Origin of the sequence: Euzebyella marina (assembly GCF_014855515.1) — a bacterium.
Lineage (GTDB): Bacteria > Bacteroidota > Bacteroidia > Flavobacteriales > Flavobacteriaceae > Euzebyella > Euzebyella marina.
Genome location: NZ_JACYFK010000001.1, coordinates 1,422,701 through 1,442,189, shown reverse-complemented (window position 1 = coordinate 1,442,189; position 19,489 = coordinate 1,422,701). Strand labels below are relative to the sequence as shown.

At 41.6% G+C, this 19,489-nt stretch carries 16 protein-coding genes and 1 tRNA gene; 12 read left to right on the top strand and 5 right to left on the bottom strand.

Going from position 1 to position 19,489, the window contains the following annotated elements:
- Window positions 1-184 precede the first annotated feature (184 nt).
- From IL356_RS05845 to IL356_RS05825, 5 genes are all read right to left on the bottom strand, one after another.
- Window positions 185-874 (bottom strand): fibronectin type III domain-containing protein, encoded by a 690-nt coding sequence (locus tag IL356_RS05845; protein ID WP_121850368.1) that lies wholly within the window; start codon window positions 872-874, stop codon window positions 185-187.
- Window positions 871-3,573 (bottom strand): BspA family leucine-rich repeat surface protein, encoded by a 2,703-nt coding sequence (locus IL356_RS05840; RefSeq protein WP_121850369.1) that lies wholly within the window; start codon window positions 3,571-3,573, stop codon window positions 871-873. The genes IL356_RS05845 and IL356_RS05840 overlap by 4 nt, the downstream gene beginning before the upstream one ends.
- Window positions 3,574-4,292: 719 nt before the next feature.
- Window positions 4,293-4,369 (bottom strand) — tRNA-Asp (locus IL356_RS05835).
- Between the two features lie 133 nt (window positions 4,370-4,502).
- Window positions 4,503-5,432, bottom strand: coding sequence for a DUF58 domain-containing protein (locus IL356_RS05830; protein ID WP_121850809.1), 930 nt, complete (start codon window positions 5,430-5,432; stop codon window positions 4,503-4,505).
- A 106-nt stretch (window positions 5,433-5,538) separates the two neighbouring features.
- Window positions 5,539-7,920 (bottom strand): GAF domain-containing protein, encoded by a 2,382-nt coding sequence (locus IL356_RS05825; protein ID WP_121850370.1) that lies wholly within the window; start codon window positions 7,918-7,920, stop codon window positions 5,539-5,541.
- Window positions 7,921-8,150: 230 nt separating this feature from the next.
- On the opposite strand from IL356_RS05825, the gene IL356_RS05820 reads away from it, so the two are divergent.
- From IL356_RS05820 to IL356_RS05765, 12 genes are all read left to right on the top strand, one after another.
- A complete protein-coding gene (locus tag IL356_RS05820) occupies window positions 8,151-9,047 on the top strand; it encodes a metallophosphoesterase (RefSeq protein ID WP_121850371.1) in 897 nt (298 codons plus the stop codon).
- Between the two features lie 103 nt (window positions 9,048-9,150).
- On the top strand, window positions 9,151-10,782 hold the full coding sequence (locus IL356_RS05815; RefSeq protein ID WP_121850372.1) for a sulfatase family protein: 1,632 nt from the start codon (window positions 9,151-9,153) through the stop codon (window positions 10,780-10,782).
- Between the two features lie 73 nt (window positions 10,783-10,855).
- A complete protein-coding gene (locus IL356_RS05810) occupies window positions 10,856-11,095 on the top strand; it encodes a DUF1059 domain-containing protein (protein ID WP_121850373.1) in 240 nt (79 codons plus the stop codon).
- On the top strand, window positions 11,088-11,924 hold the full coding sequence (locus IL356_RS05805) for an alpha/beta hydrolase (RefSeq protein ID WP_121850374.1): 837 nt from the start codon (window positions 11,088-11,090) through the stop codon (window positions 11,922-11,924). The genes IL356_RS05810 and IL356_RS05805 overlap by 8 nt, the downstream gene beginning before the upstream one ends.
- Before the next feature lie 71 nt (window positions 11,925-11,995).
- Window positions 11,996-13,312 carry a gluconate:H+ symporter gene (locus IL356_RS05800; RefSeq protein WP_121850375.1) on the top strand — a complete coding sequence of 439 codons (1,317 nt, stop codon included), beginning with the start codon at window positions 11,996-11,998 and terminating at the stop codon, window positions 13,310-13,312.
- Between the two features lie 9 nt (window positions 13,313-13,321).
- A complete protein-coding gene (locus IL356_RS05795; protein ID WP_121850376.1) occupies window positions 13,322-13,786 on the top strand; it encodes a RidA family protein in 465 nt (154 codons plus the stop codon).
- A gap of 5 nt (window positions 13,787-13,791) precedes the next feature.
- Window positions 13,792-14,904, top strand: a complete 1,113-nt coding sequence (locus tag IL356_RS05790) for a D-TA family PLP-dependent enzyme (protein WP_121850377.1) — start codon at window positions 13,792-13,794, stop codon at window positions 14,902-14,904.
- The gene (locus IL356_RS05785) at window positions 14,901-15,971 is read left to right on the top strand and encodes a dipeptidase (protein ID WP_121850378.1); all 1,071 of its coding nucleotides are present in this window, start codon (window positions 14,901-14,903) and stop codon (window positions 15,969-15,971) included. The genes IL356_RS05790 and IL356_RS05785 overlap by 4 nt, the downstream gene beginning before the upstream one ends.
- Window positions 15,972-16,009: 38 nt before the next feature.
- On the top strand, window positions 16,010-16,753 hold the full coding sequence (locus IL356_RS05780) for a GDSL-type esterase/lipase family protein (protein WP_121850379.1): 744 nt from the start codon (window positions 16,010-16,012) through the stop codon (window positions 16,751-16,753).
- Window positions 16,754-16,806: 53 nt separating this feature from the next.
- Complete coding sequence (locus IL356_RS05775; protein ID WP_162987954.1) at window positions 16,807-17,457, top strand: hypothetical protein; 651 nt, start codon at window positions 16,807-16,809, stop codon at window positions 17,455-17,457.
- Window positions 17,458-17,557: 100 nt separating this feature from the next.
- The gene (locus IL356_RS05770; protein WP_121850381.1) at window positions 17,558-18,445 is read left to right on the top strand and encodes a carbon-nitrogen hydrolase; all 888 of its coding nucleotides are present in this window, start codon (window positions 17,558-17,560) and stop codon (window positions 18,443-18,445) included.
- A gap of 2 nt (window positions 18,446-18,447) precedes the next feature.
- Entirely contained in the window at window positions 18,448-19,482 is a 1,035-nt protein-coding gene (locus IL356_RS05765) for an agmatine deiminase family protein (protein ID WP_121850382.1), read from the top strand.
- The last annotated feature ends 7 nt before the right edge of the window (window positions 19,483-19,489 follow it).

The window sequence follows — 19,489 nt, the reverse complement described above, 5'->3', positions numbered from 1 at the left end:
AAAAGCGGAAGCTTTAGCCTCCGCTTTTACAAATTCTCTAAAAACCCAACCATCAATAACCTTCGGTCTGTAACATTCCGGAAGCTTCAATTTCACTTGCGGGAATGGGGTAAATAGTTTTGGGTGCAAAAGTCGGAGCGTATAATTCTGGACTATCGAGTCAATATACTTTCAGTAATATAGTTCACTCAATACGAAAGTTCCAAATCGGACCTAGCGTTGTTCCTCCTTGGTCATCCTTCACTACGATTTTCCAATAATACTCGGTTGCGGCCATGGTCGAAACGCCAAAGCTGGTTTTATCGTGATTTTCAGCGATTTTTTTGATAGGCGGATTTTCCGTTCCAAAATACACATCAAAAACAAGGGCATCATTATCCATATCACTCGCTTTCCATTGCAAAAGAATGTCTTCTGAACTTTCCAATACCTCTTGTGACGGGCTGACCAGTTCCGGTGCAAAAGGTAGGTGATTTGAAATTGCCTCACCTTGGGTATAGAATTTAAATGTCGGGGAGTAGGTACTTGAAGCGTTTCTATTGTCAATGGACTTAACACGCCAATAATAGGCCGTACCTTTCTTAAGTGTAAAGGTCTGGGTGGTTGTACTGGGTCTTGCCGTATGGGCAATGGATGTAAATTGATTGTCCTCTGCGACGTCCACTTGATAGGTAACGGCGTCCGTATTACCATCGGTAGAAGGATTCCATTTAAACTCAAGAACATTCTCGATACACAGTAAATTGTCGCTAGGATAAACCAGCTGTGGCGCTGAAGGAATCAGATTTTCATCTGCTAATGTATCTTCACCGTCTACACACGAAACGAGCAGACCACCAAATAGTATCAGAAATATAATTTTCTTTAATATCATTGTTTCACTATTTTCAATACAACGGGTTTCTTTAAAGCAACCTTTACAAAGTACATCCCTTGAGGGAGATTACTAATGTCAACCTTGATGACATTGCCCTCTACTAAATACATTTCGGTCCTGATCAATTTTGATTCCATGGACGCTATTTCTACCTTGACTTCACCTTTTTGCATGGGTACCCGAATTTCAAAATACCCAGGGGTAGGGTTTGGATAGGTATGGATAGGTGTCTCTATCCCTATTTCTTCTGAATAGACGCCCTCACAGTCCTTATCCGTAGTCACCTCTACCACATCGCCTTGGGAAACATCTAACAAGATATCAGTAGAATTGGTCTGTAGCGTAATTTGCCCATTTACCAATACGCTATAGGGCGCAGTACCACTATCGATTTTAAGGGAATATTTTCCATCGGTAGAATGCGACTTTCCTGAAATAGTCAAGGCTTCTGGAAGTTCGACCACATAACACTGTTCAAAACGTAAAGGTGGGACTTTGATACAGAAATCATAACTGCCTGGCACCAAATTTTCGATGGTCAAGTCTTGGTCAAAGCGGTGCTCGGCGCCGTTGATGAAGGCGGTATACTCGTTTGTTTCAATTGCGTTGATTACCAACTGGGCGTTATTCGCACCAGGACAGGTCTCTCCCAGTATCTGGATCTTGAAATTTTCATTTGATAGGGAATGGCAACCGAACTCGTTGACAACCTCTTGTTCCGGAGTATTCAAGCACCTATCCAAATCGTCCAGAACACCATCAGCGTCATTATCTTCATTACACAAATTAGATCCGCCAGCATCTGAAATAATCCAGTTGAAGTTGTCAATCAGGTACTGTCTTGCCATTTCGCTATTGCAATAAAAAGTGCTTATGGCCCCTAATTTAACACTGCTCAATATTGCTGGTAAATTGCTCCAAGCGTTCAGTATTTTATCATAATTTCGAATGGAAAGGCCGGAATTATCGAACATGCGATCCATGTTTTCTACCTTACCTATATTCCAACCCTCGAGATTTTGGTCGAACGCGGAAGCATCTTCAAACATACCATCGAGGTATCTCAACTTACTCACATCCCATTGATCTATAGGTTGGTTGAATTGCGATGCCCCTTTGAACATGTCGGAAGCCGTAAAGGAGGTTTTACTCAAATCCCATTGCGCCATTGATTCGTTTCCTATTAGCGAGGGGCAATCTAAAAACATGGCACTTAAAAATACATCCTTAGAAAGATCAGGTATATCGGTCGCCTTGACGTCTAAATTAGAACATCCCGCAAATGCAAACGACATTGATATCCATCGGTTGGTACCCCATTGATCTACAGATATTATTTTATCAGCATCGGCCTCTTTGGAAGGATACTGATGACTTTCTTTACCACTATTAAAATAGATTGAAGGAAATCTACCGCTAATCGAGACTTGATAAATACCTGGTTCATTATAGGTATGTGTTATATCTTCGGTAATTCCACTGTCGGAAGTGCCGTCGCCCCAGTCGACATTGTAATTATAAACTTTCCTTGGATTGGTAGGAATAGTGATTTGATCGTACCGGGAAAATCCAGGGTTATCGGTTTTCCAAGTGGTTATAAAAGGTCGGTCAGGCTCGCAATTCTGGCCCTGATCGTTGATGGACCAACCATATGTTGCGATGAGCAGTGCCCGGGCATCATCGGCCGAACAATAGTACACGTCTTTAGCTCCCAAGGATACGCCGGACCGAAGTGATGGCAGTTGGCTCCACCCGGTCAAAATCTTATCGTAGTTTTCGGTGGACAAGTCGTTGTCATCGAATATATTGGACAAGTCGCCTACTTGGCTCACGTTCCAATCGCCGACATCTTGATTAAAACTACACTGACTGAGCATGTGCCGCATGCTGGTTACGTTGCTTACATCCCAGCCGCTGATATCCTGATCAAAAAAGGTACTATTGAACATGAAGGCCATGTTAGTGACGCTACTCACATCCCAACCTGTCACATCCTGTCTGAAAGAACTGCTACCGAACAGACCTTCCATATTGGTAACGTTACCAACGTCCCAGCCGCTGATATCCTGATTAAAGGGACTACTAAAAAACAGGTACGACATATCCCTTACGTTAGCGACGTTCCAACCGGAGATATCCTGTGTAAAGGAAGTTTTATCGAACATGCCCGACAGGTTCGTGATGTGGCTAATGTCCCATTCCTCTATTTTGGGAATATGAAGCTGCCAAGTACCAGCCCAGAAAAACATACGGCGTAAACTTGTAACTTGCGATAGATCCGGTATATCCTGGGCCTCTACCGTCAAATTTTGGCAACCTGCAAATGCAGAGTCCATCGATTTCCATACATTGTTGCCCCATTGGGCAATGTTGATTATTTTGTCTTCGTCCCCTTTCACCTCATTGAAAGTGGTATCGTTGAAATAAATTCCCGGAAACATACCGGATATGGAAACAGTATAGATGCCAGGCGACACATATGTATGAACAATATCGCCAGTTATCCCGGTGTCGAAAGTACCATCACCCCAGTCAACGGTATAGTCATAGGTTTCCCAAGGATACGTCGGAATCGTAATCTGGTTATCTTCTGATATCCCGGTATTGTCTGTCTTCCACGTTGAGATGAATTCAGATTGGGCCGAAAGGGCAAAAAAACTTAGGCCCAAGACAAGGTTAAAAATGTTTTTGATCATGTGGTTTGGGATAGGTACAATACAAACTTAATTGCTTGAAAGAGGATTCTTGGAATAGAATCGTTGGGATGTAATATAATTCTTTCAACTGCTCATTCGATATATAGAATCCGTTTTTAACCTATGGATAGAGATAACAAAAATTATAAGAGAGTGACGTATCTACTCTTTTTCACATATCGAGTTGGGATTTGACCATTTTTTCATGGAAATTATCTTGAGCTACGATTTGCTCCCGAAGTTTCTTCATAATTGAAGGGTTCTTGGGGAATGGTGAAAAATTGGTTGGGGACAAAGAGCCCTCTCCATGTGTAGTTTTCCGGGATGTTTTTGAGAAGAAATAGACCGAATTCCTTAGGGAACTTAAATATAAAAATAGGGCAGTAAATTCAATTTATCACCAAATCTTTCTATCATTATAGATTTACAAAATAATTTATCATAGCGAACAAATCTTTACATATCGGTGAACTGAAAAACGCTTTCCAGGGCAATCAAAAAATTACCATCCAGAATATCATTGAATTCTATGAGCAGTTTGAAAACTGTAAAAAGGCCTACAGAAGACTGGAGGATATATAGACTTGTTCAGAACGGAATACTTTACCGAATTTCAAGCTAATAAAGAAAATGATTTTTGGTTTACAGTTCAAAAATGGAATTCTGCGTGCACATAAAAATAAAAAAGCCTCTCGATTTCTCGAAAGGCTTATCGTTGTTGGCGGTCTGGACGGGACTCGAACCCGCGACCCCCTGCGTGACAGGCAGGTATTCTAACCAACTGAACTACCAGACCAATGATTTTACCCTTATTGAATTAGGACTTTCGCTACAGCGAAATTCAAATCTTGTTACTACTTCAGTAAAGCGAGTGCAAATATACACCGCTTATTCAATTGTACAAACAATTTTAAACAAAAAATTTTCAATTATAAAAAATTTCGGCGCTCAACCAAATAGGTGTTCAATACCCTTGAAAAATCAGCTTTCACGTCGACCTCAACATACTTTATTTTGTACTGGGCACACTTCAGTTGAAGCGAACTTAGATAAGCCTTCAATTGTCTTTGGTAATCTTCTTTCACAGAATCGCTGTAGAGATCAATCTGTTCACCGGTTTCTACATCTATAAAACGTTTCGGAACATTTTCGAACTCAAAACTAAACTCGGTTTCCCTATCCAACAGATGAAAAAGAACTACCTCATGCTTATTATATTTTAGGTGGCGTAAGGCTTCGAACAATTTTTCATCATCCGTTTCTGTTTGAAACATATCTGTAAACAGAAAAATCAGACTCCTACGTTTCATTTTTTCTGCTATTAAATGCAAATAAGTGTACGTATGGGTCTTCGAAGTAGGTTGGTTCGTCTGGCAGTATTCGGCCAATTTGGCCAAAAGCATTTGGTGATGTCGCTCGCTACCTTTTTCGGGAGCATAATAATCGTAATTATCTGAAAAAATACTTAGCCCTACCGCATCGCGCTGCCTCTTGAGCACATTCATTAAAGCAGCAATTGATAATGCCCCGAACCCAATTTTATTGAGGTTTGATATATTCAGTTCATCTACGCTTGGATAATGCATAGAGGCCGAATTATCTAAAATCATGTGACACCTTAAATTGGTTTCCTCTTCATACTTTTTGGTGTAGAGCTTGTCAGTCTTGGCGAAAAGTTTCCAATCGATATGTTTGGTACTCTCCCCTGTATTGTAAATCTTATGTTCTGCAAACTCCGCAGAAAAACCATGAAACGGACTTTTGTGCATTCCGCTGATGAACCCTTCCACTACTTGATTCGCAAGCAGTTCCAGATTCTGGAAAAGAGAAGCTCTATGAAGTTCTGACTGAAGGTTCATAAGGCTAAGATAAGAATTGTATTCTAGGTGTATTTTAAAGACATTGCCTTTTGGCAATAGTCGAAATAACAAAGATTAAGCGACTAACGATTACAGAAAAACAAGCCTATGCTTTCAGCTCTTCAATAAGGTCTTCGTAGGTATAGGTCTTTTTTGACTCTTTATCTGCCGATTTATAGAGAATATCGGCGCGTATCGCTTTAAGGCCTGAAACGCCCTGCAAACCCTCGAGCTCAACTATTTCGACCTTTCCGCTGAAATAACCCTTCGATTTTAAGAACTTAATATACCTCAAATACTCCAATTCGTCTTTCTTCTGGGAATAGACAATGACCATTTTGCCCGGTTGGGTCAAACGCTCATCAGAACCCTTTATATATGACTTGTCAATTCGTTTTTTGATAACTTCATAACGGGCATTATAGGTGCCATCTACATCAAACCGCTTCTCATCCATTCTAAAGCGAATTGACAGTGAAGTATTGTATACCAACACCAATGAGGCCACATCTAAAGGAACAGGTAACTCTGGCTTAAGCTTGTAATGCGCATTTTCCATCTCGCACATTACTTGAAGCTGCCAAAGTCTTAAATTATTCAGATAAATAGGGTTAAAATCTAACTCACCTGATATAGAATCGCCAATATACATGTTGTGCTCTACCCCATCGGTCTTATACCTCTCGAAATAATGAGGAAACATATCTTGGGCAGAACGTTGTTTTCTATCGATAACGGCAGCCAACCTCTTATTGATCATCATGACGCTTTCATCGTAATTACGGCGATGATCATAATAAGAATCGGTACCCATATCTATAGATGATTCGTACGAAGATACTTGTTGAGCTAGCTCTTTATCAGACTTTTTCAAATGCGCAAAAACCGGATGGATTTCATCTGCTACAAAATTGAAGATCGATTGCTCACTATTGGTATTCAAACTTTCTTTGATACTGTTCATGTGATCGTTCACCCTGAACATCAATTCTTCATAAATAGGCAATTGGTTCTTTTGCCAAGCGGCCTCAAGAACTTGGTTCACTGTGGCCAGTTGAATCATCAAATCTCTCTGAATCGCCATGTTACGGGCATCGGAAGAATTTTTGATATCGATTTGACCGTAAAGCGGATGCACATCTTTGAAAACTATCTCCCTAAACGTAGGCTGAAGGCCTTCAAGATCATCTTTGATGAACCGTTTGGCCTCTTCTTGAAAACGCCAATAAACTGCTTCGTGTACCGAGGTACATTCGTGCTGTATAACGGCATCGATTAAATTCTCTTCTTCACTCTTTGAGCGCAATACCGCCGAGACAATAAATGGCATTACATCTTCGAGCTTATTCGCGTTTACGCTGTTCAGGGCATTCTTTTCCGTTGATACCAGCTCAAGAACACCTAGCAATCTATTGTTGTCGGCTATTGGGGCTAATATGGCGCTTTTAATGCCTTGCTCTTGCAGGCTTTTATAGATAGGCGCCTCCATTCGTTCTTCATAACGGTCGACATCAGAAATGGCAAAATACCTGTTCTCACGCAATAGCTTATCGTAAGAATAGGAACACAAAATTTCCTTGCAGTTCTGAATTTCTTTATTATCCAGCACAAAACTGTCCATCCCCTTCCCATAAAGTGGCTCAAAACAATCTGTTTTCGCATTGAAAGTCATGAAGCCGGCCCGAAGGCTAGCTATATTGAAGAAAGACTGAAATGTTTCCTGAAGGTTATCCATAAAACCATCGCTATCTCTCTTATCACTCGCAATAAGACTTGATTTCAACTCAGAAATGGAATGTTCGACCGTAACATCGAACATGTTCGAGATAACAAAGCCTTTAGAAACAAAACTATTGGGCGGAATTTTTTCCTTCCAAAGATCTATATTTTCAAAATTATCAAGCAGTTCATCAACATCGGCCTGCGACAATTCTTTGGCCTTTTCAGTTGGCTGCAAATCTATAAAGTCGGCATTGTACAATATTCGATAGTGCCTCATCACCCCATGTTCATCGGGTATATCATAGAAGAAGGGGCGCTTGAAATCTAACGGAAAATTATAGTAATAGCTCAGTATAACCGTACACGCCATTACGTACATCTGGTCGTCTGGCATGTTACGCATCTTCGGCACGAAACATTCGCCCTGGGCGCCGGCAGCTTCCAGAATTTTTTGAAACCGCTTTGAGGAATTAAAGATGGTGTTATCGTAGGGCAAAGAAGCCGTTTTGATTTCATTCTCGGTCAATACTTCCGAGAAGAGGTCTTGCAGAATATAATGAATAACCTCTTTATGTTCTTCAAGAAGCGCATCATCGGTAAAACCTTCTCTTAAAATAGGGTACGGCTCTTGTGCGGCAAGAATACGCTTGGCCTTTTCTGCCAAGTATTCATTGTCGCTTTTGGCCATGACATCATACTGCTCCAACAATTTGTTGAAACTTATGACCTGCACCAAAGGCATTTCTTTTTCCGTGAAACATCTCATACCCAAAATAAGTCGCAATTTTCTATGCAAAATTACAAAATAATTAAGTAGCACTCACTTTTAACACATGCCCTCTAACCGATAACTGGCACAGTTAAACCTACAAAACCTTTCTCTAGGTCAAGTAATTAAATTTACACCGGGTACGAACCGACACCTGTAACGAATAATAATTTTCAACGACTGATTATTAGTTTAATTTAGAAGCCCATCAAATCTCTTTACAACCAATGTCATCTACCAAGCGTTTAACCAGGGCCTACGAAAATGCCAAAACGGTTGTTTTTGACGATAGTTCCAAGTTTATACTTTTCAGCGATTGTCACCGAGGCGATAACAGTTTTGCCGATGATTTTGCGAATAATAGAAACATCTATTTTCATGCTCTTAACTTTTATTTCAAAGAGGGGTTTCATTATTGCGAGCTAGGTGATGGCGATGAGCTATGGGAAAATCTAAATTTCGAATCTATTTTCGAAGCTCATAAAAATGTGTACCAGTTGCTCAAAAAATTTCATTTGCTCAAAAGACTTCATATGATTTGGGGTAATCATGATATGGTATACAAAGACCCTGAATATGTCAAAAAACATCTGAGCAGCTATTTTGAGCCCATCGATGGCGAATCGAAAGAACTATTTGAAGGCATTGCCTATCACGAAGCCATTGTTCTAAAACATAAAATTACGGGACAAGAACTTTTTTTAACGCATGGCCATCAGGCCGATTGGTGGAACTACACGTTCTGGCGATGGAGTCGCTTTTTGGTAAGGGCACTTTGGAAACCTCTTCAGGTATGGGGTATTGCAGACCCGACCAGTCCAGCGAAAAATTATACCGAACTCATTAAAATTGAAAGAAGGCTAAAAAAATGGATTCTTCGAAACAACCTTCTCATCACCATCGTGGGCCACACCCATAGACCCCGTTTTCCCGAACCTGGCGATATTCCTCTTTTTAATGATGGTAGTTGCGTTCACCCTCGAAGCATTACGGGAATAGAAATTGAAAATGGCGAAATATCGTTGATCAAATGGCAAATCGCCACAACTGAAGACGGCATCTTGCGAGTGGTCAGAGTTTTATTGGAAGGGCCACAAAAGATAAGGGACTACCAACGAAAGTAGCTGTGATTACCCGACCCGAACTTTCTTTCGGTACTTTATCCATCCAAACTAAACCTATTTTCATAAATTTAGAGAATTAACAATAAACACTCTAGACAAAAACATGCTTGACAGATACCGATCGGGCAGACTGATACTGTTGTTATTCGCACTAACACTTATCAGCTGCCAAGAAAAAGCGCATGAGCAAAAAACAGCTCAAAAACGCCCCAACATTCTATTCGCCATTAGTGACGACCAATCGTTTGGCCATACCAGTTTCGGTGGCAGTACCTTCATCAACACCCCTGCATTTGACCAAATGGCCAAAGAGGGTATTTATTTCACCAATTGCTACGCGGGTTCGCCGGGCTGTGCCCCATCACGAAGCTCTATAGTTACCGGTCGCTACCATTGGCAAAATGAACAGTCTGGGCAACATGCTTCTTCGTGGATGAAAAAGCACGTGTCCTTTATTGACCTGCTTGAGAAAAACGGTTATAAAACTGGAAGAACAGGCAAAGGTGTAGGGCCGTTCAGGTATGCAGAAAGCCCCGAAGATTCTTTATTTAGAGAAAATAATGCCGGCGGCATTGAACATAGCGATTTTCGATACGGCCCTGAAAATGATGAGCGAACGGCCACGGGTATCGGAGCTTCCAATTACTATGCGAATTTTGAACATTTCATGGAAAATGTTCGTGATAATGAGCCATTCTTCTTTTGGTACGGGGGAACAGAACCTCACAGAAGATATGAACGCGATTCATGGAAAAGATTGGGCAAAAAGCTAGAAGATGCTCAAGTACCCGGTTATTTACCTGATAATGATGTTATTCGTGGCGACCTTTTAGACTATGCCGTAGAGATAGAATGGTTCGACCTTCATCTGCAGCGAATGCTCGAATACTTGAAGGAAAAAGGAGAACTTGAAAACACCATTGTAATCGTGACCGCAGATAATGGTATGCCATTTCCGAGAGCCAAGGCCAACGGGTATGAAGATGGTGTACACGTGCCCATGGCCATTAGATTTCCTTCCCAATTTCCTGGAGGCAGAATAGTTGAAGACCCTATAAGTTTTATCGATTTGGCCCCTACCTTGCTCGAACTTACCGAAACCTCCGAAAAAGGTATGCTTCCCATTGTAGGTAAAAGTTTTACCAACTTGTTAAAGTCAAAAGATGAAGGAAAAATTGATGAAACAAGAAAATATGCCCTGGCAGGCAGAGAAAGGCATTCTTCAAGTCGTTATTTAAATAAAGGATATCCACAAAGAATTATTAAAGGCGGCGATTATCTATACGTTTGGAATATGGAGCCCAATCTTTGGCCCGCTGGTGCTCCACAAAAATTCCATCCGAAAGATTCTACCAAACTCATGCCCATTAACGGGCTGGATGAAAATGGAAAATTCATTCCAGATGCAGCATTTATGGATATTGATGATTGCCCTACTAAAACCTATCTCATAGAGAATCATGATGCGCCCGGGGTTGCAGAATATTTTGATCTATCTGTAGCCAAAAGGCCGGAATTTGAACTTTTCAATGTAAAAAACGACCCAGCTTGTTTAGAGAATCTTTCGGGCAAAGAAGAGGTTAAAGCAATTGAAGAAGAATTGAAGGAAGCCTTAGTCGATGTTTTGGAAAAAACAGAAGACCCTAGGTATGTTGGTCCTGATAAAGAAATCTTCAACACCTATAAAAGGTATTCACCTATTAGAAAATATCCGAAACCGGAAAGTTCTAAATAATCTCGGTAGATTATTGAAGGCCCCATGCAGCTTTAAAATTTGGTAACTTTCATACCACTAAAAATGAAAAGTTATGAAAACCATGACCTGCAAACAATTGGGAGGCGCCTGCCATCAAGAATTTCATGCCGAAACCTTTGAAGAAATAGCCGAACTAAGTAAAAAACATGGTATGGAAATGTTTCAAAAAGGAGACATACCCCATTTAGAGGCCATGCAAAAAATGCAGGCCCTGATGAAGTCTCCCACGGAGATGCAAACCTGGTTCGAGACCAAAAGAAAAGAATTTATATCACTACCCGATAATGAATAAATTACAATTATTGATCGTTTGCGCCTTTTTCTCTTTGCCCATGTTTGGCCAGAGAGAAATACTTTACAAACAAATTGATACGGTTAAGCTTTATTTAGAGATTCACTCGCCAGTGAGAATGGATAAAGAACCCCAAAAACCTGCCATCGTATTCTTTTTTGGAGGAGGCTGGCGAAACGGAGACCGTAGCCATTTCGCCGAACAGGCCGATTATTTCTCCAAAAGAGGTCTCGTATGTATTCTTGCCGACTACCGAACGGAAAGCAAACACCAAACAACCCCCTATGTAGCTTTGCAAGATGCGAAATCGGCTATGAGATATGTACGTCAAAATGCAACAAAACTGGGTGTTGACCCCAACAAGATAGTAGCATCAGGAGGTTCTGCCGGGGGCCATTTGGCAGCGGCCACTTCACTCATCGCCGATTATAACGACAAAAATGATGACCTGTCGATTGACTGCAAACCAAATGCATTACTACTTTTTAATCCGGTAATAGATAACGGCCCTGGTGGTTATGGTTACGAAAGAATAGGTGACAACTACAAAAACTTTTCACCCTTGCACAATATCAAGCGTGGGGCACCTCCGACCCTATTTTTGCTAGGAACAGAGGACCGTTACATACCAGTTGAAACTTCTGAGTACTACCAAACGGTAATGGAAAAAGTGGGAAGTCGTTGCGAATTAAGAATATACGAGGGAGAGAAACATGGTTTTTTCAATTATCGGTTTATCGATATGTTCAAAGAAACCATTCACGAAGCTGATATTTTTTTACAATCGTTAGGATATCTAAATGAAGAACCTAAGGTAGAAATCAACTAGTCATATAGGCTTGCCAGCCCCATTCAAAATTTCAAAATTGTATATTTAACAAAAAGTTTTAAAACCAACCTATGCCACTCGCCATTGTAATAGCCGGAATCATCCTGCTCTTTATTTTAATAGCCAAATTCAGATTAAACGCTTTCATTTCCTTCATCATTGTTTCCCTTCTGGTCGGGGTAGCCGAGGGCATGGACTTTCTAACCGTTTCGGAATCGATTCAAAAAGGTATCGGCAGTACTTTAGGCTATCTTATCTTGATATTGGGTCTAGGGGCAATGCTTGGTAAATTAGTGGCCGATTCAGGTGCCGCACAAAGAATAACGACTCAGTTGGTTGAAAAATTTGGGAAGAAAAACATACAGTGGGCGGTTGTACTTACGGGGTTCATAGTGGGCATTCCGATGTTTTACACGGTCGGTTTCGTCATTTTGATTCCCTTGGTTTTTACGGTAGCTGCGGCAACAGGCCTCCCATTGATTTACGTAGGCTTACCTATGTTGGCGTCACTATCGGTAACGCATGGCTATCTTCCTCCGCATCCCGCTCCGACGGGTATTGCGGTAATGTTCAATGCCGATATTGGTAAAACCTTGCTCTATGGTATTATTGTGGCCATACCGGCCATTGTCGTTGCCGGTCCGATGTTTTCAAGAACCATAAAAAACGTAAAGGCTACTCCCTTAAAAGAGTTCTTGAACCCAACGGTACTAAAAGACCATGAAATGCCGAATACGGCAACAAGCATTTTGACTGCGTTGTTACCGGTCATCTTAATCGGTTTGGCTTCCGTCGTTACTTTGATTTTACCGGAGGGCAATACCATTAGAAAAATCACGGACATCATTGGTGACCCTGTTATTGCCATGCTTATCTCCGTATTGGTAGCCATCTATACCCTTGGTTTGGCAAGAGGCAAGAACATGAAAGAAATCATGGATTCTGTTTCTAGTGCCGTATCCGGAATTACCATGGTACTTTTGATTATAGCAGGGGCTGGAGGGCTAAAACAAGTTTTGGTCGATAGTGGCGTGAGTGAGTATATTGGCGACATGTTAAAGGGTTCAAGTATCTCCCCTTTGATTTTGGCCTGGCTAATTGCTACGGTTATCAGGGTTTGTGTAGGTTCAGCAACCGTTGCGGGCCTTACCGCTGCCGGCATCGCCATGCCACTTATAGGTGATTCTGGTGTAAGTGCCGAATTAATGGTACTGGCCATAGGATCCGGTAGTTTAATGCTATCTCATGTGAATGACGGAGGCTTTTGGCTTTACAAAGAATATTTCAACCTTTCAATAAAGGATACCTTAAGAACATGGACGGTCATGGAAACTACCGTTGGTGTCATGGGGTTGATCGGAGTTTTAATTTTAAATACATTTTTATAATTCAATTTTATGAGCGAATCACCATCACAAAGAATAAAATCATTGGGTCTAATTTTACCTCCTGCCCCACCACCAGCAGGCCTTTACAAACCCGTACTGGTAGTTGACAACTTTCTGTACGTTTCAGGTCAAGGCCCTATGCTACCTGATGGCACATTAATGAAGGGGCGTGCAGGTCATAACATAAATCTTGAAGAAGCCAAACAAGGCGCAAGACAAGTGGGCTTAACAATGCTTTCTACCATTCAAACCCATTTTGGCGACTTAGACAGAATCAAAAGAATAGTAAAGACCTTGGGCATGGTCAATTCAGACCCTGATTTTGGAGACCAACCCTTGGTGATCAATGGGTTCAGCGAGCTTATGTCAGATGTTTTTGGCCCAGATAACGGGGTGGGTGTAAGAAGTGCCGTGGGCATGATTTTACCCGGTGGAATTCCCGTTGAAGTTGAGGCTATGTTCGAACTACATTAAATTTCATGAGCAACTTACCGTGGTACGCCCTACAAAATCCTGAAAAAGTAATCAGTCCGGCACTTTTAGTCTATCCAGACCGCATTCAGCAAAACATAGATACGATGTTGAACATGTCTGATGACAGTGAGTTTTTACGCCCGCATGTTAAAACTCACAAAACAGCGGAAATTATTCAAATGCAACTAAAGTCTGGCATCAGCAAATTCAAGTGCGCGACTATTGCCGAGGCTGAGCTATTGGCTCAAAACGGTACCAAAGATGTACTGTTGGCCATGCAACCTGTCGGAAACAATATCGATAGATTCGTAGCATTAATGCAAGCGTTTCCTTCAACGGTTTTTTCCGCTTTGTTCGACGACCAAAATAACCTAAATACCATCGCCTCCAAAGCCAAAAAATCGGATATCACCGTCCGCTTATGGCTTGACATCAATAATGGTATGAACCGAACCGGTATTGCACCCCATGAAAAAGCATTACAGCTATATCAAGCCGCCTTTGAAAGCCCTAATGTTGAGATAATGGGCCTACATGTTTACGACGGTCACCTTCGTAATACCGACCCCTCTCAGAGAAAAGTCGATTGCGATAAAGCATTTCAGTCCGTGGTTGATTTTTCAAATCAGATTCAATCGCAAGGAATGCCTGTTCCACATATAGTGGCAGGTGGATCACCATCGTACCCCTTTCACTGTAAAAGAAAAGGAGTGGAAGCCAGCCCTGGCACTACACTACTTTGGGATGCCGGCTATGGTGGGCTTTTTCCAGAAATGGATTTTAAATCTTCAGCAGTTCTGCTGACAAGAATCATCAGCAAACCCAATGAAAATACCATTTGCCTAGATTTGGGCCATAAGTGGTTGGCCTCTGAAATGAATTTTCCTAGGGTGAAGTTTTTAAATGTCAAGAATTGGAAGCAGTTAGGGCAAAGCGAGGAACATTTTGTCATAGAGACGGAGAATGCCAAAGACTTTGAGATAGGAGATGTAATCTATTGCATTCCTATGCACATATGCCCTACCGTAGCAAAGCAACACCATTTACAGGTGGTAAAAAATAATGAAGTAACCAATACATGGCTAGTTGCCGCACGTAACCAATCAATAAATTTATGAGTGCATTTATTTTCGATGCCCACCTCGACCTATCCATGAACGCTATGGAATGGAATCGAGATTTGACCTGGCCCGTTGAAGAAATCAGAAAAAGTGAAATGGGCATGACCGATAAACCGGATCGTGGTAAAAATACGGTATCGTTCGATGCCATGAGAAAAGGTAATATCGGCCTATGTATGGCAACGCAAATTGCGCGGTACGTAAAAAAAGGTAATAATCTGCCAGGTTGGAAATCTCCACATCAGGCTTGGGCCCAAACCCAAGGCCAGCTCACTTGGTACCGTTCTATGGAGGAAATCGGCGAATTGGTACAAATCACCAACACGGTAGAACTAGAAAACCACCTCGATTTTTGGAATACCCAGGAAGGGAAAAAGCCTATCGGCTACATTCTGAGTTTAGAAGGTGCCGATTCGATAGTCACCCTAGAGCATTTAGAAAAATCTTATGAACAGGGGCTGAGAGCTATTGGACCGGCGCACTATGGGCCGGGTACTTACGCGTTCGGAACAGATTCAGTCGGTGGGATTGGAGTAAAAGGCAAGGAGCTATTGAAAGAAATCGAAAGATTGAATTTGATTTTGGATGCCACACACCTGTGTGACCAAAGTTTTTGGGAAGCTATGGATTGTTATCAAGGTCCGGTTTGGGCGAGCCACAATAACTGTAGAGCCTTGGTCGACCATAACAGACAATTTTCTGATGAACAAATTAAAGAACTCATCAGTAGAGGGGCAGTTATAGGCATGGTTCTCGATGCATGGATGATGGTGCCCAACTGGGTAAGAGGCAAATCGGACCCAGTAACCGCTAATTGCTCGTTACAGCAGATGGTCGATAACCTAGACCACATTTGCCAAATCGCAGGGAATACCGATCACGTCGGAATAGGAACCGACCTAGATGGCGGTTTCGGCACCGAACAAGGGCCTATGGATATTGATACCATAGCAGATTTACAGAAAATACCCGCGCTTTTGTCAAAAAGAGGCTATAACGCTGAAGATGTAGAAAAAATTCTTCATTCAAATTTCATCAACTTCCTAAAAAGAACGTGGAAATGATGTAATTTACGGAGTCTTAAGCTCTTTCATAAGGCCCCATGAATAGAAGACATTTTTTACAAACCTCAATCGCCGCAATTATTGCCTCCAGTTTTGCGGCCTGCTCGGACTCGAACAAATTTAAGCTCGAGAGAAACTTGACTGTAGGTTGCTTTGGCGATAGCATTACCAATGCCGGTGGTTTTGGCTATGTCGAAATGCTCCAGGCAAAACTTGACAAAGAGCATCCAGAACTAAATGTAAGGCTCATCAATTTTGGCAAAAGTAGCGAAACTGTTTCAGGGCTTACCGAAGAAGACCATCCTGGGCCAAGGCCCTACCTATTTGAGCGACTAGATGATATATTGACCAAAACGCCTATCGATTTGGCCCTTTTCTGCTATGGCATCAATTGTGGTATTTACGGAAAACCTTCCGAAGAGTTGTTCAATAGTTTTAAGATAGGTGTATACTCTTTTCTCGAAAAACTCCGCCAGAAAGAAATCGGTGCTATTCTACTTACCCCACCCCCTTTGGCTTTAGAAGCGGCCCCTTTATCAGAGCTTTCCAATGAGATTCCATATGGGTATAAAAATCCATATCCAGCATATGAAAAAGAGGTATTACAAGAATTTAAGTCCATCGTTCTGAACATGCAGCACCCGATGTCAAAAATGGAAATTGATATACATACCCCTTTGTTGCAGCAGCAAGAAAACTGTTATGACTCAGACCCCATTCATCCCAATAAGAACGGACACCAATTAATCGCCGATACGATTTTTCGTAATTTTTCGTTTTAACATAGCGTTAAGCCCCTGTGGCAGGGTATTTGCTATCTTTACTATCGATCATTATGGATAGGAATAATTGGTTCATAACGTGTGCTCTCGGTTTGCTATGCTCTTTAGGCATGGCCCAGACCGATATTCCGGTTCAGAAAGAATTGAAAATTGAGGCGGCCAATAAAATAGACGACACCAAAAAGCCACAGCAAGGTACGGCACTGAAAATTCCTTCTGTAGTAGATAACCCCGAGACCAATATTGATATGACGAATCGCAATCCTGTCAAAATGATTGATGATAGGGAATTGGTACAAGCGGGTTATGGAATGAAAATCGACCCAAAGGCAGGTCCGCGTGAACCTAAAGAAGGCTCTAAGCAGCATTTTGCCGATATGTACCTGGGCGACGTTAAAAGTAATGGGAAATTTGTCGGTATTGTGTGTCGAGACCATGAATTCGTTGATGGTGACCGCGTTAAAATCTACATGAACGACCGCGTCATCGACCCTAATATTTTACTTACCGGAAGCTTTAAAGGGGTCAATATCGATTTGGAAGAAGGTTTCAACCGAATTGATTTCGAAGCATTAAACGTCGGCTCTTCGCCACCGAATACCGCTCAAGTAGATGTCTACGATGACCAAGGGCAGTTGATCTACTCCAACAAGTGGCTCTTATCGACAGGCTCGAAGGCCACTTTGATCATTACCAAAGAGTAAACAGCTTTTCTTATTGCCATTTTATGGGCTTTTCCGTTAAATTATCCTAGTATAATTTATATATCTTCGCATAGCATAATACCTGCAAAAAGATATCTGAATGGGTTATAAAAACTACAAAATTGGGGTTGTTCAGCTTAATTTGGACAATACTCCGGAAGAGAATAGAAAAAAATGTTTGCATTGGGTAAAAAAGGCGGCCGAAGCAGGAGCTGAAGTCATCTGTCTACCTGAATTGTACAGTAGTCACTATTTCTGCCAAAGTGAAGATGTTTCAAATTTTTCTTTAGCGGAGCCATTAGGTGATATTTCCTTTACGGCCTTCAGCGAATTGGCTAAACAATTGAATGTGGCCATAGTGGTGCCATTTTTTGAAAAGCGTATGGCCGGTATCTATCACAACAGTGCCTATATCATCGATACGGATGGTTCACGTGCCGGGCTTTACCGTAAGATGCACATTCCTGATGACCCACACTTTTATGAAAAATTCTATTTCACGCCGGGTGATCTCGGTTTCCAATCCATAAGTACTAAAAAAGGGAATATCGGCACCCTTATCTGCTGGGATCAATGGTATCCAGAGGCGGCGAGATTAACCGCCATGCAAGGTGCAGAGGTACTTTTTTATCCCACTGCTATAGGTTGGCATCCTTTTGAGAAAGAGCAATATGGTGAAAACCAATACGGCGCTTGGATGAACGTCATGAAAGGGCATGCAGTGGCCAACGGAATCTATGTAGCCGCGGCCAACCGCATAGGACTTGAAAAATACCTACCCGATACCGACGGAATCGAATTCTGGGGCCAATCTTTTATTTGTGGCCCGCAAGGCGAGATTTTAGCAAAGGCATCGACCGATAAAGAAGAGCTTTTGATTGCAGAAATTGATTTGGCACATCAAGAAAATGTTCGTCAAAACTGGCCTTTTTTCCGTGATCGTAGAATTGATGCTTTTCAAGACCTGACCAAACGCTTCATCGAGTAGAAATGGCAAACAGAAGATTTCCTGCCGAATGGGAAAAACAAGAGGGTGTATTACTTTGCTTTCCGCACAACGGTAATGATTGGCCGGGCAAATATGCGGCCGTTCAGTGGGCCTTTGTGGAATTCTTTAAAAAGGTGGCCGAAGTAGAAAAGGTTTTTTTAATAGTAAAAAACGACGCTTTAAAAACTAAGGTCAACGATATGTTGGCATTGGCATCGGTCAATTTAAAGAACATAACCTATATTGAACAAAAGACCAACCGAAGTTGGATGCGTGACTCCGGACCTATCATTGTCAAAAATGGAAGTAAACGGGAAGCGCTCAATTTTAATTTTAACGGCTGGGCCAAATACAAAAACTGGAAACTAGACCAGCATGTACCTTCAAAGGTGGCCGAAATACTTAACGTTCCGCTCACCCAGGTTACTTATAAAGGAAAAAAGGTAGTTCTGGAAGGTGGTGCGCTTGAGGTGAATGGAAAGGGCACCCTCATTACTTCAGAAGAGTGTTTGTTGCATCCGGAAATTCAAGTAAGAAATGTAGGTTTTACCAAATCGGACTATGAAGCGATCTTTAAAGAGTATTTGGGTATCACCAATACCATTTGGGTGAAAGACGGTATTGCCGGTGACGATACTCACGGCCATATTGATGACCTTTGCAGGTTTGTAAATGAAGATACCGTTGTTACAGTCGTTGAAAACGACCTTAACGAAAAAAACTATCATCCTTTACAGGAAAACCTGAAAATTCTACGGAAAGCTAAATTGGAAAACGGAAAGCCTTTAAATGTCATCGAACTGCCGATGCCGCGTAATATTATCTTTGATGATTTACAACTTCCGGCCAGCTATGCCAACTTTTTGATATTGAACGAAACGGTGCTCGTTCCCGTCTTTAATGATGAAAACGACCGTTTGGCCCTGAATATTCTAGCGGATTGTTTTCCTGACAGAAAAGTCATTGGTATAAGCTGCATCGATATTATTTGGGGTTTTGGCACCCTACATTGCCTTAGCCAACAAATACCAGCTTGATAGGGTA

Coding starts and splice junctions, on each gene's coding strand:
- IL356_RS05810 (WP_121850373.1), top strand. CDS start 10,856: ATGAAAACCATGACCTGCAAACAATTGGGAGGCGCCTGCCATCAAGAA.
- IL356_RS05775 (WP_162987954.1), top strand. CDS start 16,807: ATGGATAGGAATAATTGGTTCATAACGTGTGCTCTCGGTTTGCTATGC.
- IL356_RS05845 (WP_121850368.1), bottom strand. CDS start 874: ATGATATTAAAGAAAATTATATTTCTGATACTATTTGGTGGTCTGCTC.
- IL356_RS05770 (WP_121850381.1), top strand. CDS start 17,558: ATGGGTTATAAAAACTACAAAATTGGGGTTGTTCAGCTTAATTTGGAC.
- IL356_RS05830 (WP_121850809.1), bottom strand. CDS start 5,432: ATGAACCTTCAGTCAGAACTTCATAGAGCTTCTCTTTTCCAGAATCTG.
- IL356_RS05825 (WP_121850370.1), bottom strand. CDS start 7,920: ATGAGATGTTTCACGGAAAAAGAAATGCCTTTGGTGCAGGTCATAAGT.
- IL356_RS05840 (WP_121850369.1), bottom strand. CDS start 3,573: ATGATCAAAAACATTTTTAACCTTGTCTTGGGCCTAAGTTTTTTTGCC.
- IL356_RS05820 (WP_121850371.1), top strand. CDS start 8,151: ATGTCATCTACCAAGCGTTTAACCAGGGCCTACGAAAATGCCAAAACG.
- IL356_RS05805 (WP_121850374.1), top strand. CDS start 11,088: ATGAATAAATTACAATTATTGATCGTTTGCGCCTTTTTCTCTTTGCCC.
- IL356_RS05785 (WP_121850378.1), top strand. CDS start 14,901: ATGAGTGCATTTATTTTCGATGCCCACCTCGACCTATCCATGAACGCT.
- IL356_RS05815 (WP_121850372.1), top strand. CDS start 9,151: ATGCTTGACAGATACCGATCGGGCAGACTGATACTGTTGTTATTCGCA.
- IL356_RS05790 (WP_121850377.1), top strand. CDS start 13,792: ATGAGCAACTTACCGTGGTACGCCCTACAAAATCCTGAAAAAGTAATC.
- IL356_RS05780 (WP_121850379.1), top strand. CDS start 16,010: ATGAATAGAAGACATTTTTTACAAACCTCAATCGCCGCAATTATTGCC.
- IL356_RS05795 (WP_121850376.1), top strand. CDS start 13,322: ATGAGCGAATCACCATCACAAAGAATAAAATCATTGGGTCTAATTTTA.
- IL356_RS05800 (WP_121850375.1), top strand. CDS start 11,996: ATGCCACTCGCCATTGTAATAGCCGGAATCATCCTGCTCTTTATTTTA.
- IL356_RS05765 (WP_121850382.1), top strand. CDS start 18,448: ATGGCAAACAGAAGATTTCCTGCCGAATGGGAAAAACAAGAGGGTGTA.